We start from the raw sequence: 14,254 nt of genomic DNA on the forward strand, positions 1-14,254 counted from the left end.
GGAATGTGGGATGCGGGCAGAAATGGGACGAGCAGGTAGAAAGAAGATCCTCAGGCGGGCAACGGCGACCGGGGTGCTGGCGGCGCTGTTGCTGGGACTGGTGGCAGGCGTCGTGCTCCCGGCACGGGCTAAAAGTGCAGAACGGGCGGCCCCGGTGGGTGCGTTGCTGGAACCGGCAAAGCCGAGCAAAGCGCTCTGCTTTCCGCTGGGGACCACGGCATTCCGCGTTTCGGACGCCTATGGCTGGCGGGCAGACCCCTTCACCGGGGCAGAAGCCTTTCACCGTGGAGTAGACCTTGCCTGCGCAGAGGGGACGCCTGTTCTGGCGGCGCTGGGCGGCACCGTGACCGCCGCCCGCCGCAGCGGGACCTACGGCAACTACCTGCGCATCTCGCACCCCGGCGGGCAGGAGACGGTCTATGCCCACATGCAGTATCTTTATGTCCGGGCAGGGGAGGTGGTGTCTGCGGGCCAGTGCCTGGGGACCGCCGGGCAGACGGGCCGGTCTACCGGTGCCCACCTGCACTTTGAATTTCTGACACAGGGCATCCGGTACGACCCGGCCAAGGCGCTGGGCCTGCCATGAAGCGGGCGCTGCACATCGGGCCGCTCGTCTTCCGGGACCCGGTCCTGCTCTGCGGAGCTCTCTATGTGCTGCTCTGGTTCGACGCCAGCGGCTTTCTGCGGCTGGGGCTGTGCGCGGCCTTCCTCCACGAGTGGGGGCATATTCTGGTCTACTGGGCGATGTTCCGCACATTCCCGACCATCGAAGTGACCCTGACCGGCTTCTGTATGCGCACACGGGGCCGCAGCATGACGCCGCAGCAGACGTTTTGGCTGGCCGCAGCCGGGCCGCTGACGAACGTTCTGCTGGCGGCTCTCTGGGCCGTCCGGCTCGAACAGGAGGCCACCATCCGGGGCAGCGCGTTCTGGGCGGCCAATCTCCTGACCGGGGCGTTCAACCTCCTGCCCATCCCGCCGCTGGATGGGGCGCAGATGGGCCTTGCCCTCTGGGAGGCGCTGCGGCAGCGAAATCAAGGATTGCAATTCCCCCGGAAATCGGGTAAAATAAAACGAATGAAGAAACGTTCTGTCAATGGAGGAACTTGATGTTTGACCCGAAACTGAAAGAAGCGCTGGGCCGGGTGCAGAAGCCGGGCCGCTATACCGGCGGCGAGCCGGGCAGCGTGTACAAAGACAAAGAGAAGATGGATGTCCGGTTTGCGTTCTGCTTCCCGGATACGTATGAGGTGGGCATGTCCTTCCTCGGTGAGAAGATTTTGTACGAGCTGCTCAACAGCCACGCGAACTGGTGGTGCGAGCGCGCGTTCATGCCCTGGCTGGATATGAAGGCGGAGATGGAGCGGCTGGGCCTGCCCCTTTACACCATGGAGAGCAAGGACCCGCTGACCGCCTTCGATGCCGTGGGCTTTACCCTGCAATATGAGCTTTCCTATACCAACATCCTGGCCATGCTGGATCTGGCGCACATCCCGTTCTATGCCAAAGACCGCGACGAGAGCTGGCCGCTCATCGTGGCGGGCGGCCCCTGCGCCTGCAACTCCGAGCCCATCGCGGATTTCTTTGATGTCATCCAGCTGGGCGAGGGCGAGAACCAGCTGCCCGGCATCTGCGCCGAGATCGAAAAGGCCAAAAAAGAAGGCGGCGTCTCCAAAAAGGAACTGCTCCGCCGCATTGCCAAGATCCCCGGCATCTACATTCCGGCTTTCTACGATGTGGCGTATCAGGAAGACGGCCGTGTGAAGTCCATTACGCCCAACGAGCCGGACATCCCGGCCGTCATCACCAAGGCCATCATCAAGGACCTGAACGAGTTTGCACCCCCGACGAACTTCGTGGTGCCCATGGTGGGTGCCATCCAGGACCGCGCCAGCATTGAGGTGCTGCGCGGCTGTGTGCGCGGCTGCCGCTTCTGTCAGGCGGGCTTTTTGTACCGCCCCATGCGTCAGCGCGACGCGGGTCTGCTGAACCGGGCAGCAAAGGACCTCTGCGCCAACACCGGCTACGAGGAACTGAGCCTGTCCAGCCTGTCCACCTCCGACCACAGCCAGCTCGAAGAGCTGCTGGACGACCTGAACGAGTGGGCACCGCAGGAGCACGTCAGCCTGTCGCTGCCGTCTCTGCGCATGGACAACTTCTCCCAGAGCCTCATCGAAAAGACCACCAAGGTGCGCAAGAGCGGCCTGACCTTTGCGGCCGAGGCCGGAACCCAGCGCCTGCGCGATGTCATCAATAAGAACGTCACATGGGACGAGATCGAAAAGACCTGCTCCATCGCGTTTGCCAACGGCTATTCCTCGGTCAAGCTCTACTTCATGATGGGCCTGCCCACCGAGACGATGGAGGACATCGAGGGCATCGCCGAGACGGCCCAGAAGGTCGTGGACCTCTACTATAATACACCCCATGCCAAGGGCCGCGGGGTGCAGGTGACCATCAGCTGTTCCTGCTTTGTCCCCAAGCCCCACACGCCCTTCCAGTTCGTCCCCATGGATACGGAGGAGATGCTGCGCGAGAAGCAGAAGCATCTGGTGGAGTGTGCTCGTGCCCGCAGCCGGAAGATCCGGGTCAACTACCACGACAGCAAGACCAGCTTCCTGGAAGGCGTATTCGCCAAGGGCGACCGCCGTCTGGCCCCGGTCATCCTGGAAGCCTACAAGCGCGGCTGCTTCTTTGACGGCTGGGACGAGTGCTTCCGGTACGACACCTGGATGCAGACCTTCGCCGACCTCGGCGTGGACCCGTTCTTCTACTGCCAGCGCCCCATCGGCCTGGACGAGGTGACCCCGTGGAGCCACATGGATTACGGCGTCACCCACGAATATCTGGTGCGGGAGTACCAGAAGGCCCTTGCGGCCCAGACCACCCAGCCCTGCAACCGTGCCTGCCACGGCTGCGGTGCCAACCATCTGTTAGGAGGACCCTGCTTTGATTACAGTCAGAATCTCGTTTGAAAAGAAAAATGAGGCCTCCTACATCTCGCTGCTGGACATGCAGCGGGTGATGCAGCGGGTGCTCAAGCGCAGCAGCCTGCCGGTGTGGCATACGCTGGGCTTCAACCCCCATATCTACATGACCTTTGCCTGCCCGTTGTCGCTGGGGCAGGAGAGCGCGTGTGAGTGCGTGGACGTCAAGACCGAGGCCGAAGCCCCGGATTTTGAGCAGTGGAAGACGGCCCTGAATGCCATCATGCCCGCCGGTATCGTGGTCACGAAGGTGGCCCCCGTCGAGATGAAGGCCGACCTCATCGCCTATGCCTGCTACGAGGTCCGTTATCCGGCTGCGCGAAAGGCTGCACTGGAAGCGTACAATGCGCTGGAAAGCGTCCCGGTGGAGAAAAAGAGCAAGCGCAAGGTCAAGACGGTGGAGATGAAGGAGTTTGTGCCTTCGCTGGACCTGACGGAAGAAGGGGAGCAGGTGCGTTTTTCCATCTGCCTGCCCGCTTCGCAGGAGCTCACCCTGAACCCTGCCCTGCTCACGGCGGCGCTGGAAGAGACCTTCGGCGTCCCGGCGGCGGAGGCCAGCATCCTGCGCACCCATTTCCTGACGGCAGAAAAGACGCTGTTCGCCTGAGAAGAATGTCTTTTGGGCAGAACAGAAAATTTTTGGGATTATTTTGGACGAATCGCTTGCATTTGCGGGCGATTTGTGCTATCCTATTAAGGCGTTAGTGTCCGCTGAAACCACAGCGGGGTTAATGACACGATATCATTAAACGGGCGGTCCTCTGGCGGCGGCGAGCCGTGCATGAACGTCTAAAAACAAATGGAGGATTCAAAAATGGACGCACTGAAGATTATTTCTGAAGGCAGCATCAAGGCTGAAAAGCCTCAGTTCAACGTTGGCGACACTGTCCGCGTTGATGTTCGTATCAAGGACGGCGATCGTGAGCGTATCCAGGCTTTCGAGGGCACTGTCATCGCAAAGAAGCACGGTGGTGTTGCTGAGACCTTCACCGTTCGCCGCGTTTCTTACGGCGTTGGTGTCGAGCGTGTCTTCCCCATCAACAGCCCCTTCGTTGAGAAGGTCACGGTTGTCCGCAAGGGCAAGGTCCGCCGCGCAAAGCTGTTCTACCTGCGTGGCCGTACTGGCAAGGCTGCCAAGGTCAAGAGCGATATTTGATGATCCCCGCGTAAAACGGGAAAAAAGGGACAACTTGTTGTCCCTTTTTTCTTTATTTGTCGGGTATTGCCCGGCAAACTGGATTGAGAGGTGCATCGGGAAATGGAAAAACAGACGGCACAGCAGCCAAAAACTGCAAAAGGCCAGGGCGCATTTGAATGGTACGAGGCGCTGATCTCGGCGGCTCTGGTGCTGGTGCTCATCTTTTCGTTCTTTTTCCGGATCATTCAGGTGGATGGCGAGTCCATGGTGCCCACCCTGCAAAACGGTGAAAAGCTCATCGTCTGGGGTGCCGGGTACGAGCCTCAGCGCGGAGATGTGGTCATCGTGGACAGCTACACGCCCTATGGCAAACCGCTGGTCAAGCGGGTCATCGCCAAAGGCGGCGACACGATCTGCATCGACTACGAGACCGGCACCGTCGCTGTGAACGGCGAAGTGCTGCAGGAGGATTACATTGCTGAGCCGACCTATCTCGGCTATGATGTGGAGTTCCCGTACACCGTGCCGGAAGGCACCGTTTTCGTCATGGGCGACAACCGCAACAATTCGCTGGACAGCCGCTCGTCCTACGTGGGCTGCATTGATGAACGTGATATTCTGGGCAAGGTGCTGCTCTGCTTTTTGCCCGTTTCGGATTTTGGAGTGGTAAAATGAACAATCAGGATACCCGGTTCGCAAACCAATATAACATCCAGTGGTTCCCCGGCCATATGACCAAGACGCTGCGGATGATGGAGCAGGAGATCCAGCATGTGGACGCAAGCCTCGTGCTGCTGGATGCCCGCATCCCGCTCTCCAGCCTGAACCCGGAAGTCGAGCGGATCACGGCCCGGAAGCCCAAGCTCTATGTGCTGAACAAGGCCGACCTGGCTGACCCCGTTGTGACAGAGGCGTGGATCCGATACTTCCGTGCCGCCGATGCCGGCTGTGTGGCCATCAGCGCCAAGCAGAAGGGCGGGGCCAAGGCGGTCCAGGCAGCCATCGAAAAAGAACTGGCCGGTCTGCTGGCGCGCCGTCAGGTGCGCGGCATGGGCGGTGCCAAGACGCAGGTGATGCTCTGCGGCATCCCCAATGTGGGCAAATCGACCTTTATCAACACGTTTGCAGGTTCGGCCCGCGCCAAAGCTGCCGACCGCCCCGGCGTGACCAAGGGCAAGCAGTGGGTCAGCACCGAGAAGTTCGACCTGCTGGACATGCCCGGTGTGCTCTGGAAAAAGTTTGATTCCAAGACCATCGCCTCCAATCTGGCCTTCATCGGCTCCATCAAGGACGACATCCTGGATGTGGAGGAGCTGGCGATGAACCTGCTGGACGAGGTGCGCCGCAATTACCCCAACCTCGTGGCCCAGCGCTACAAGCTGGACGCTGAGACGATGGCGCTGCCGCCCTATGAGCTGATGGAAGCCATCGGCCGCAAGCGCGGCCTGCTGGTGCGCGGCGGCGAGGTCAACACCGAGCGCTGTGCCATCATGCTGGTGGACGAGTTCCGCGCCTGCAAGTGGGGCCGGATCTCGCTGGAGTGCCCGCCCCAGCGGGACGACCTTGCGGATTTTGCACAGGAGGACGACGAATGAAACGGCGTTCCGACGAAGAGATCTCCGCACCGCTTTATGCGTATGACACGGCCATCCGGGCAGAATACGGCTGCTTTGCCGGGGTGGACGAAGCCGGGCGCGGCCCGCTCTGCGGCCCCGTCTGCGTGGCTGCCTGCATCCTGGACCCGGAACACCCGGTCTACGGCATCAACGACTCTAAAAAGCTGACCGAGAAAAAGCGGGAAGCCCTGTTTGACGAGATCATCGAAAAAGCGCTGGCTTACAAGATCGTTTTCGTGGGGCCGGAGATCATCGACCGCGACAACATCCTCAACGCCACCATGGGCGGGATGCGGCAGGCCGTGGAAGAATTGGACATCGTGCCGAACCTTGTCCTCATCGACGGCAACCGCACCCCGGCCGGGCTGACCATGCCCGCACAGCCGGTGGTCAAGGGCGACGCGACCAGCGCCAGCATCGGCGCGGCCTCTGTGCTGGCCAAAGTCAGCCGGGACCGCTACATGCTGGAACTGGACCGCCAGTACCCGCAGTACCAGCTGGCCAAACACAAGGGCTACCCGACAAAGCTCCACTATGAGCTGATCGCACAATACGGCATCCAGCCGTTCTACCGCCGCAGCTTCCTCAAAAAACAGGGCTATTGGCCGGAGGGCAAGTGATGGATGCCGCCGAGACCGGCCGGAAAGGCGAGGCCGTCGCCGCGCGCTATTACCAGCAGCGGGGCTGCCTGCTGCTGGCCCACGATTACCGCACCCGGATGGGGGAGATCGACCTCATCCTGCGGGAGCCGGACGGGACCATCGTGCTGTGTGAGGTCAAGACCCGCAGCCCGGACCCGCTGGCAAGCCCCGCTTCCGCCGTTACACCAGCCAAGCAGTGCAGACTCATCCGCGCCGCAAAGCAGTATCTTCAGCAGACCGGGCAGAGCGATGCACCCGCCCGATTTGACGTTGCCGAGGTGACCCCTCTTGACAGCGGGCGCTGGATGGTACATATTATAAAGGGTGCATTTACCGCGTGAGCGGGGTGCACTGGTGGGAAAAAGGCAGAAACCGGCGTTTGCCGCTGCCGACAAAAAAGGGTCATTGTGGACCCGCGGACGAAAAGGAGCGACGACAATGCAGTTTTTCAGTACGAGAGACCGAAACCGTGTGGTAAATGCTTCGCAGGCCATTGCACAGGGCCTGTCGGACGAGGGCGGTCTGTTTGTTCCGCAGAGCTTTCCGAAAGTGGACGTTGCATCGATCTGTGCACTCGATTACCCCGAAATGGCTGCGGTCATCGTGGGCCAGTACCTGACCGATTATTCTCAGCAGTTCCTCGCAGAGGCGGCAAAGACCACCTATGGCGAAGCATTTGACGGCAAGGCGGGCTATCTGGCCCACGTGTCGGACGAGGTCTATTCGCTGGAACTGTGGCACGGCCCGACCTGTGCATTCAAGGACTATGCCCTTCAGCTGATGCCGAAGCTCCTGGTGGAGGCCAAGAAGAATCTGGGCCGCACCGAGAAGACGCTGATCCTGGTGGCGACCAGCGGCGATACCGGCAAGGCCGCGCTGGATGGCTACCACGACATCCCCGGTGTCGAGATCGCCGTGTTCTTCCCTACGGGCGGCACCAGCGAGATCCAGCGCCTGCAGATGGCCACGCAGGAGGGCGATAATGTCGCCGTCTATGCAGTGCACGGCAACTTTGACGACGCCCAGACCGGCGTGAAGCGGGTCTTCGGCGACACGGCCATTGCTGCCGAGCTGGCAAAGCGAAACATCCGCCTGTCCAGCGCCAACTCCATCAACTGGGGCCGTCTGGTCCCGCAGATCGTCTATTATTTTGCCGCCTACGCTCAGCTTCTCAAGGCGGGGCAGATCGCGCTGGGCGACGCAGTGGATTTCTGCGTCCCCACCGGCAACTTCGGCGACATTCTGGCGGGCTATTACGCCAAGCAAATGGGCCTGCCCGTGGGCAAGCTGGTCTGCGCTTCCAACGAAAACAATGTTCTCACCGACTTCCTCACCACCGGCACTTACACGGCCCGGCGCGCGTTTTACAAGACCACTTCGCCCAGCATGGACATCTTGGTCTCGTCGAACCTGGAACGCCTGCTGTACCATGTCACCGGCAGCGACACCGAAGTGGCTTCTCTGATGAAGCAGCTGAACGAGACGGGCAGCTACACCGTCCGCCCCGAAACGCTGGCCGCTATCCAGGAGAGCTTCGCCTGCGGCTGGAGCAGCGAAGCGCAGGTGGCAGAGGAGATCCGCGCCCGCTACGAGCGGGACCATTACCTCTGCGATACCCACACCGCCGTGGCGTTCCATGTGGCGTCTCAGCACAAGCGGGATGGGGTGCCGATGGTGGTGCTCTCTACCGCATCGCCCTTCAAGTTCCCGCGCAGCGTGCTGGAAGCACTGGGCCATGCCGCCCCGGCCAACGATTTCGAGGCCATGCAGCAGCTGGAAGAGGCCACCGGCTGCACCGCTCCGGCCAGCCTGTCGGCACTGCGTCAGAAAGCGGAGCGCTTCCACACCGTCATCGACCCGGAGCAGATCGCACAGGTGGCGCTGCGCTATCAGGCGTGATCCGACCTAGAACAGGAGTAACAGAATGGCACTTTATGTGCTTGGCGATACCCATCTTTCCCTCGGCGCATCCAAGCCCATGGATATTTTTCCGGGGTGGGACAATTACGTAGAGCGGCTGGAGCGCAGCTGGCGCAAGCTCATCACCCCGCAGGACACCATCGTGCTGGCGGGGGATATCAGCTGGGCCATGCGCCTGACCGATACCCGCAGAGATTTCGCGTTTTTGCAGCAGCTTCCAGGCCAGAAGCTCATCATGAAGGGCAACCACGATTACTGGTGGAGCACGGCCAACAAAATGAACGCCTACCTGAAAGCGGAGGGCTTCGATACCCTGCACATCCTGCACAACAACTCCTACACGGTGGAGGGCTACGCCCTCTGCGGCACACGGGGCTGGCTGTTCGATGTGGGGGAGCCGCATGACGAAAAGGTCATGAACCGCGAGATCGGGCGGCTGAAAATGAGCCTGGACGCTGCGGAACCGGGGCTGGAAAAGCTCGTGTTCCTGCATTATCCGCCGGTCTACACCGGCACCAGCGCCCCGGAGATCGTGGCGACGCTGAAGGACTACGGCATCCGGCGCTGCTTCTATGGCCATCTGCACGGAAATGCCATCCGCTATGCCGTGCAGGGCGATGTGGACGGCATCCGCTACAAGCTCGTCAGTGCCGACGGCCTGCGTTTCTGCCCGTACCGCATCAATTAAAGGCGGACAGAGTGGGCAAAAAGAACAAAAAGTCAAAATTTGGTCTGGCAATTGTGTCTGGAACGTGCTATAATAAGTTTTGACGCGATTGTTGCACCCAATTGAGCGCGCGCGTCCCCGCATTTCGCAAACAGCAAGGACGCGGTGCGCGGTTGCAGGGGAGGGGGAACACCCCGCTCCCAACGCAATAGAATTTTTGAGTGGAGGATACACAAATGAATTTCATCAAGTGCGAAAAGCTCGAAAAGAGCATGGCAGAGCTGCAGTTCTCCATCGACGCTGAGGCCTTCAAGGCCGCAGTTGCCGATGTCTTCAAGAAGGAGGGCAAGAAGTACGCAGTTCCCGGCTTCCGCAAGGGCAAGGCTCCCCGCGCTCTGATCGAGAAGATGTACGGCGCTGATGTCTTTACCTACGATGCCATCAACGAGCTGTTCCCCGACGCATACGAGGCAGCTGTCAAGGAAGCTGGCATCGAGCCCGTTGGCCGCCCGGAGGTCAGCGTGGATTCTGCAAACGAGACCGAGGGCGTGACCCTGACTGTCAAGGTCGCCGTCAAGCCCGAAGTCAAGGTCGGCAACTACAACGGTCTGACCGTTGAGAAGACGGTCCATACTGTTACCGACGAGACTGTCGATGCCGAGCTGAAGCGTGTGCAGGAGCGCAACGCCCGTGAGCTGACCCGTGAGGGCGCTGCTGAGAACGGCGACATCGTTGATATCGACTTCGAGGGCTTCGTCGATGGCGTTGCATTCGAGGGCGGCAAGGCAGAGCACTACAGCCTGACCCTGGGCAGCGGCTCCTTCATCCCCGGCTTCGAGGATCAGATCGTCGGCCACTCTGCTGGCGAAGAGTTCGACGTCAACGTCACCTTCCCCACCGAGTATCAGGCTGCTGAGCTGGCTGGCAAGGAAGCTGTCTTCAAGATCAAGCTGCACGAGGTCAAGTACAAGGAGCTGCCCGCTCTGGACGACGAGCTGGCAAAGGACTGCTCTGAGTATGACACGCTGGAGGCCTTCAAGGAGTCCATCCGCAAGAACAACCAGGAGCAGCTGGACAAGCAGGATGACCTGGCTGTCGAGAACGCTCTGGTCGATCAGGTCATCGAGAGCATGGAGGCTGAGATCCCCCAGGCCATGTATGACACCCGTATGGACGAGATGGTCAACGACTTTGCCTTCCGTGTGGAGCAGCAGGGTCTGCGCCTGGAAGACTACCTGAAGTATATGGGCCAGACCGTGGAGCAGTTCCGCGCTTCCTTCATGCCCCAGGCTGAGAAGCAGGTCAAGATCCGTCTGGCTCTGGAGGCTGTTGCTGCCGCTGAGAACATCGAGGCTTCTGAGGAAGAGGTCTCTGCTGAGATCAAGCGCATCGCAGACCAGTACAAGATGGAAGAGGACAAGGTCCGTGAGCTGGTCAACGTCGATGACCTGAAGAAGGATCTGGCCATCAATAAGGCCATCGACTTCATCAAGAGCCACGCCAACGTCGTGGAGAAGGCTGCGGAAGCCGAGAAGACCGAGGACGCTGAGTAAGCTCAGCCTCCAAGGCCGCCATCGCAAAAACGGTACTTCACCGCTTTTGTGAGCAAAGGTTGTTAAAATTGACCGATACGGCCCTGTTTCTTTTGCCGTATCGGTCAATTTTGCAAATACCAAACATTTTCAATCCAGGAGGCGAACTTTATGAGTTTTGTTCCTTATGTTGTGGAACAGTCGGCACACGGCGAGCGTTCCTACGATATCTTCTCCCGTCTGCTGAATGACCGCATCATCGTGCTGAGCGAGGATGTCAACGATACCACGGCCAGCCTTGTTGTGGCACAGCTGCTGTATCTGGAAGGGCAGGACCCGGATAAGGATATCAGCCTGTATATCAACAGCCCCGGCGGCTCCATCAGTGCGGGCATGGCCATCCACGATACCATGCGGTATATCAAGTGCGATGTCTCCACCATCTGCATGGGCATGGCAGCCTCCATGGGCGCGTTCCTGCTGGCCAGCGGCACCAAGGGCAAGCGCTTTGCGCTGCCCAACGCCGAGATCATGATCCACCAGCCCCTCATCGCAGGCGGTCAGGGCGGCGGCCTTTCCGGCCAGACCACGGATATCAAGATCCATGCCGAGCACATGGTCTATATCCGCGATAAGATGAACCGGATGCTGAGCGAGTACACCGGCCAGCCGCTGGAAAAGCTCCAGCTGGATACCGAGCGCGACAACTATATGTCTGCGCAGCAAGCAAAGGAATACGGCCTGATCGATGAGGTCATCACCCACCGCTGAGGGATCGCTGAAATCAATCGGCGCAGCAGGGGAGAACCCCGCTGCGTCTGACGACCCAGAATAAGGAAAAACGGCTATGGCAAACAACAATTCCGGCAGAGACAAAAACGAAAAAGATCTGGTTTGCAGCTTCTGCGGTAAGCATCAGGACGAAGTGGAGCGGATGATCATCGGCCCCGGCGTCAACATCTGCAGCGAGTGCATCGGCCTGTGTTACGACCTGCTCGCGGACAAGCCGGAGCATCCTGGCTCGAACCGCCCCAGCCGCGGCAATGCAAGCCGCGCCCATGTGCAGGCTGCGGACGACCTCTCGGTCAACATCCTGACCCCGGAGGAGATCAAAGACGGCCTGGACCAGTATGTCATCGGGCAGGACGAGGCCAAGCGTGTGCTGGCGGTCTCTGTCTACAACCACTACAAGCGCATCCTGAGCGGCAAGGGTTCGGACGTGGAGCTGCAGAAGTCCAACGTCCTGCTCCTCGGCCCCTCCGGTGTCGGCAAGACCCTGCTGGCCCAGACGTTGGCCAAGATGCTGGGGGTGCCCTTCGCCATCGCGGATGCCACCACCCTCACCGAGGCAGGCTATGTCGGCGAGGACGTCGAGAACATCCTGCTCAAGCTCATCCAGGCGGCCGATTTTGATGTGCAGAAGGCACAGATCGGCATCATCTACATTGATGAGATCGACAAGATCACCCGCAAGAGCGAGAACCCCTCCATCACCCGCGATGTGGGCGGCGAGGGTGTGCAGCAGGCCCTGCTGAAGATCCTGGAAGGCACGGTCAGCAATGTCCCGCCCCAGGGCGGCCGCAAGCACCCCCAGCAGGAGTTCATCCAGATCGACACCACCAACATCCTCTTCATCTGCGGCGGTGCCTTTGACGGCCTGGACAAGTACATCCAGCGCCGCACCGATAAGTCCGCACTGGGCTTCGGCAGCTCCCTGAAGGACAACTCCGACGATGCCCAGAAGGCGCTGCTGCGCAAGGTGGAGCCGCACGATCTGGTCAAGTTCGGCCTCATCCCGGAGCTGATCGGCCGTCTGCCGGTCATCACCGTGCTGGATGATCTGGACGAGGACGCTCTGGTCCGTGTGCTCAAGGAGCCCCGCAACAGCCTGGTCAAGCAGTACAAAGAGCTGCTCAACATGGACAGTGTGGAGCTGGAGATCACCGATGAGGCCCTCCATGCGATCGCCCGCAAGACCATCGAGCGCAAGACCGGTGCGCGCGGCCTGCGCAGCGTGATGGAAAGCATCCTGATGCCCATCATGTACAAGGTGCCCAGCGATGCCACCATCATCCGCGTGACCATTGATGCGGACACCGTCGAGGGCGGCGAACCGAAGCTGGAATACGGCGCGGTCCGCAAGCGCTATAAGAATCAGACGTCCCTGAGCTGATCTGCCCACCCGGCAGGCTGCTCCGGGCCGCTGCCCCGCTGAAAGCTATGACTTTTGGCGGGGCTTTTTTTGAGATATGCTTGTTTTAAGAGCAGATATGAGCTATAATATTAAAGTCTGGACGGCTGGGCTGCGGCTCTCTCTGGCAGGAAGCTTCTTTTCAAAGCCCGGCGCGGACACTGTGGGAACAGGAAGTACGATAAAGGAGTGTGTTTTCAATGGCGAATTATTTTGAGATGAACCGCGACGAACTCGTAGCCGAAAAGGCAAAACTGGAAGAGCAGTACAAAAACTTTCAGGCAATGGGCCTGAAGCTGAATATGGCCCGCGGTAAGCCCGGCCCTCACCAGATGGATCTGGCCATGGGCCTGCTGCAGATGACCGATTATACCACCGATGCCGGCACCGACGCCCGCAACTACGGCGACCTGGAGGGTCTGCATGAGGCCCGCGTCCTGTTTGCGGATGTCTTCGGCGTCAAGCCTGCAGAAGTCTTCGTGGGCGGCAACTCCAGCCTGCAGCTGATGTACAACCTCATCAACATCGGCTATGTGTTCGGCTTCCCGGAGTCTCCCTGCCCCTGGTCTCAGGTGGAAAAGCGCAAGTTCCTCTGCCCGGTGCCCGGCTATGACCGCCACTTTGCCATCACCGAGGAGTTCGGCTTTGAGCTCATCAGCGTGCCCATGACCCCGAACGGCCCCGATATGGATGTGGTCGAGAAGCTGGTGGCCGAGGATGACACCATCAAGGGCATCTGGTGTGTGCCGCAGTATTCCAACCCCGACGGCTACACCTACAGTGACGAAACGATCGAGCGTTTTGCTAAGATGAAGACGGCCGCTCCCGATTTCAAGATCTTCTGGGATGAGGCCTACATCGTCCACCATCTGACCGATGAGATCATCGAGACCCCCGTTCTGCTGAACGAGTGCAAGAAGTACGGTACGCAGGACCGTGTCTTCATGTTCACCTCCACCAGTAAGATCACCTTCCCCGGTGCAGGCGTCTCCGCGATCGCCTGCAGCGAGAACTCCATGAAGTACATCTGCAAGCGCTTCTCGGTCATGATCATCAGCTACGATAAGATGAACCAGCTGCGCCACGTCCGTTTCCTGAAGAACAAGGAAGGCGTCCTGGCCCACATGGCCAAGCACCGCCGCCGCCTGATCCCCTGCTTCGATGCAGTGAAGACGGCCTTCTCCGAGGAGCTGACGCCCTGCGGCGATATCGCCCACTGGACCAACCCCAAGGGCGGCTACTTCATCAGCCTGTACGTGATGCCCGGCTGTGCCAAGCGTGTGGCAGCTCTGTGCAAGGAGTGCGGCCTGACCCTGACGGGTGCCGGTTCCGCTTACCCCTACCACAAAGACCCGGAAGATTCCCATCTGCGCATTGCGCCCACCTATCCCAGCCTGGACGAGGTGGAGACCGCTTCGGACCTGCTGTGCGTCTGCGTAAAGCTGGCCACGGTGGAAAAGCTGCTTGCGGATCAGAAAGCGTAAGCGTCCCCGTTGTTGAAGATCTCCCCGCGCGGCGGAACTCTGCCGCACGGCGGAGGTTTATTATATTTTGGAGGTTTC

General features: G+C 60.1%; 15 protein-coding genes. All 15 read left to right on the forward strand.

Going from position 1 to position 14,254, the window contains the following annotated elements; genetic code table 11:
* Window positions 1–10 precede the first annotated feature (10 nt).
* The 15 genes from I5P96_RS07020 (at window position 11) to I5P96_RS07090 (ending at window position 14,176) form a co-directional block, all read left to right on the forward strand.
* Entirely contained in the window at window positions 11–586 is a 576-nt protein-coding gene (locus tag I5P96_RS07020; protein ID WP_223383683.1) for a M23 family metallopeptidase, read from the forward strand.
* Window positions 583–1,110 (forward strand): metalloprotease, encoded by a 528-nt coding sequence (locus I5P96_RS07025; RefSeq protein ID WP_223383684.1) that lies wholly within the window; start codon window positions 583–585, stop codon window positions 1,108–1,110. The genes I5P96_RS07020 and I5P96_RS07025 overlap by 4 nt, the downstream gene beginning before the upstream one ends.
* Entirely contained in the window at window positions 1,110–2,975 is a 1,866-nt protein-coding gene (locus tag I5P96_RS07030) for a TIGR03960 family B12-binding radical SAM protein (protein WP_097792320.1), read from the forward strand. The genes I5P96_RS07025 and I5P96_RS07030 overlap by 1 nt, the downstream gene beginning before the upstream one ends.
* Window positions 2,950–3,594 carry a TIGR03936 family radical SAM-associated protein gene (locus I5P96_RS07035; protein WP_097792319.1) on the forward strand — a complete coding sequence of 215 codons (645 nt, stop codon included), beginning with the start codon at window positions 2,950–2,952 and terminating at the stop codon, window positions 3,592–3,594. The genes I5P96_RS07030 and I5P96_RS07035 overlap by 26 nt, the downstream gene beginning before the upstream one ends.
* Before the next feature lie 207 nt (window positions 3,595–3,801).
* Complete coding sequence (gene rplS / locus I5P96_RS07040; RefSeq protein ID WP_055188169.1) at window positions 3,802–4,143, forward strand: 50S ribosomal protein L19; 342 nt, start codon at window positions 3,802–3,804, stop codon at window positions 4,141–4,143.
* 102 nt (window positions 4,144–4,245) lie between these two features.
* On the forward strand, window positions 4,246–4,800 hold the full coding sequence (lepB, locus tag I5P96_RS07045; RefSeq protein WP_223383685.1) for a signal peptidase I: 555 nt from the start codon (window positions 4,246–4,248) through the stop codon (window positions 4,798–4,800).
* The gene (gene ylqF / locus I5P96_RS07050) at window positions 4,797–5,720 is read left to right on the forward strand and encodes a ribosome biogenesis GTPase YlqF (protein ID WP_223383686.1); all 924 of its coding nucleotides are present in this window, start codon (window positions 4,797–4,799) and stop codon (window positions 5,718–5,720) included. The genes lepB and ylqF overlap by 4 nt, the downstream gene beginning before the upstream one ends.
* Window positions 5,717–6,361 (forward strand): ribonuclease HII, encoded by a 645-nt coding sequence (locus I5P96_RS07055; protein ID WP_223383687.1) that lies wholly within the window; start codon window positions 5,717–5,719, stop codon window positions 6,359–6,361. The genes ylqF and I5P96_RS07055 overlap by 4 nt, the downstream gene beginning before the upstream one ends.
* The gene (locus tag I5P96_RS07060; RefSeq protein ID WP_223383688.1) at window positions 6,361–6,723 is read left to right on the forward strand and encodes a YraN family protein; all 363 of its coding nucleotides are present in this window, start codon (window positions 6,361–6,363) and stop codon (window positions 6,721–6,723) included. Before I5P96_RS07055 ends, I5P96_RS07060 begins: the two co-directional genes overlap by 1 nt.
* Before the next feature lie 97 nt (window positions 6,724–6,820).
* Window positions 6,821–8,281 (forward strand): threonine synthase, encoded by a 1,461-nt coding sequence (thrC, locus tag I5P96_RS07065; protein WP_223383689.1) that lies wholly within the window; start codon window positions 6,821–6,823, stop codon window positions 8,279–8,281.
* Window positions 8,282–8,306: 25 nt separating this feature from the next.
* Complete coding sequence (locus I5P96_RS07070; RefSeq protein WP_097792313.1) at window positions 8,307–8,990, forward strand: metallophosphoesterase; 684 nt, start codon at window positions 8,307–8,309, stop codon at window positions 8,988–8,990.
* A 215-nt stretch (window positions 8,991–9,205) separates the two neighbouring features.
* Window positions 9,206–10,522 (forward strand): trigger factor, encoded by a 1,317-nt coding sequence (tig, locus tag I5P96_RS07075; protein WP_118552877.1) that lies wholly within the window; start codon window positions 9,206–9,208, stop codon window positions 10,520–10,522.
* Window positions 10,523–10,672: 150 nt separating this feature from the next.
* Window positions 10,673–11,272, forward strand: coding sequence for an ATP-dependent Clp protease proteolytic subunit (locus I5P96_RS07080; RefSeq protein WP_097792311.1), 600 nt, complete (start codon window positions 10,673–10,675; stop codon window positions 11,270–11,272).
* A 76-nt stretch (window positions 11,273–11,348) separates the two neighbouring features.
* Complete coding sequence (gene clpX, locus I5P96_RS07085; RefSeq protein WP_097792310.1) at window positions 11,349–12,674, forward strand: ATP-dependent Clp protease ATP-binding subunit ClpX; 1,326 nt, start codon at window positions 11,349–11,351, stop codon at window positions 12,672–12,674.
* Between the two features lie 218 nt (window positions 12,675–12,892).
* Window positions 12,893–14,176, forward strand: coding sequence for a PLP-dependent aminotransferase family protein (locus I5P96_RS07090; RefSeq protein ID WP_223383690.1), 1,284 nt, complete (start codon window positions 12,893–12,895; stop codon window positions 14,174–14,176).
* The last annotated feature ends 78 nt before the right edge of the window (window positions 14,177–14,254 follow it).

The sequence above is a fragment of the Faecalibacterium prausnitzii genome, assembly GCF_019967995.1.
GTDB classification, from domain to species: domain Bacteria; phylum Bacillota; class Clostridia; order Oscillospirales; family Ruminococcaceae; genus Faecalibacterium; species Faecalibacterium prausnitzii_E.

What these genes read in the sequence shown, in the direction of transcription:
- I5P96_RS07020 (WP_223383683.1), top strand. Translation starts at nt 11, where the DNA reads ATGCGGGCAGAAATGGGACGAGCAGGTAGAAAGAAGATCCTCAGGCGG.
- I5P96_RS07025 (WP_223383684.1), top strand. Translation starts at nt 583, where the DNA reads ATGAAGCGGGCGCTGCACATCGGGCCGCTCGTCTTCCGGGACCCGGTC.
- I5P96_RS07030 (WP_097792320.1), top strand. Translation starts at nt 1,110, where the DNA reads ATGTTTGACCCGAAACTGAAAGAAGCGCTGGGCCGGGTGCAGAAGCCG.
- rplS (WP_055188169.1), top strand. Translation starts at nt 3,802, where the DNA reads ATGGACGCACTGAAGATTATTTCTGAAGGCAGCATCAAGGCTGAAAAG.
- lepB (WP_223383685.1), top strand. Translation starts at nt 4,246, where the DNA reads ATGGAAAAACAGACGGCACAGCAGCCAAAAACTGCAAAAGGCCAGGGC.
- ylqF (WP_223383686.1), top strand. Translation starts at nt 4,797, where the DNA reads ATGAACAATCAGGATACCCGGTTCGCAAACCAATATAACATCCAGTGG.
- I5P96_RS07055 (WP_223383687.1), top strand. Translation starts at nt 5,717, where the DNA reads ATGAAACGGCGTTCCGACGAAGAGATCTCCGCACCGCTTTATGCGTAT.
- I5P96_RS07060 (WP_223383688.1), top strand. Translation starts at nt 6,361, where the DNA reads ATGGATGCCGCCGAGACCGGCCGGAAAGGCGAGGCCGTCGCCGCGCGC.
- thrC (WP_223383689.1), top strand. Translation starts at nt 6,821, where the DNA reads ATGCAGTTTTTCAGTACGAGAGACCGAAACCGTGTGGTAAATGCTTCG.
- I5P96_RS07070 (WP_097792313.1), top strand. Translation starts at nt 8,307, where the DNA reads ATGGCACTTTATGTGCTTGGCGATACCCATCTTTCCCTCGGCGCATCC.
- tig (WP_118552877.1), top strand. Translation starts at nt 9,206, where the DNA reads ATGAATTTCATCAAGTGCGAAAAGCTCGAAAAGAGCATGGCAGAGCTG.
- I5P96_RS07080 (WP_097792311.1), top strand. Translation starts at nt 10,673, where the DNA reads ATGAGTTTTGTTCCTTATGTTGTGGAACAGTCGGCACACGGCGAGCGT.
- clpX (WP_097792310.1), top strand. Translation starts at nt 11,349, where the DNA reads ATGGCAAACAACAATTCCGGCAGAGACAAAAACGAAAAAGATCTGGTT.
- I5P96_RS07090 (WP_223383690.1), top strand. Translation starts at nt 12,893, where the DNA reads ATGGCGAATTATTTTGAGATGAACCGCGACGAACTCGTAGCCGAAAAG.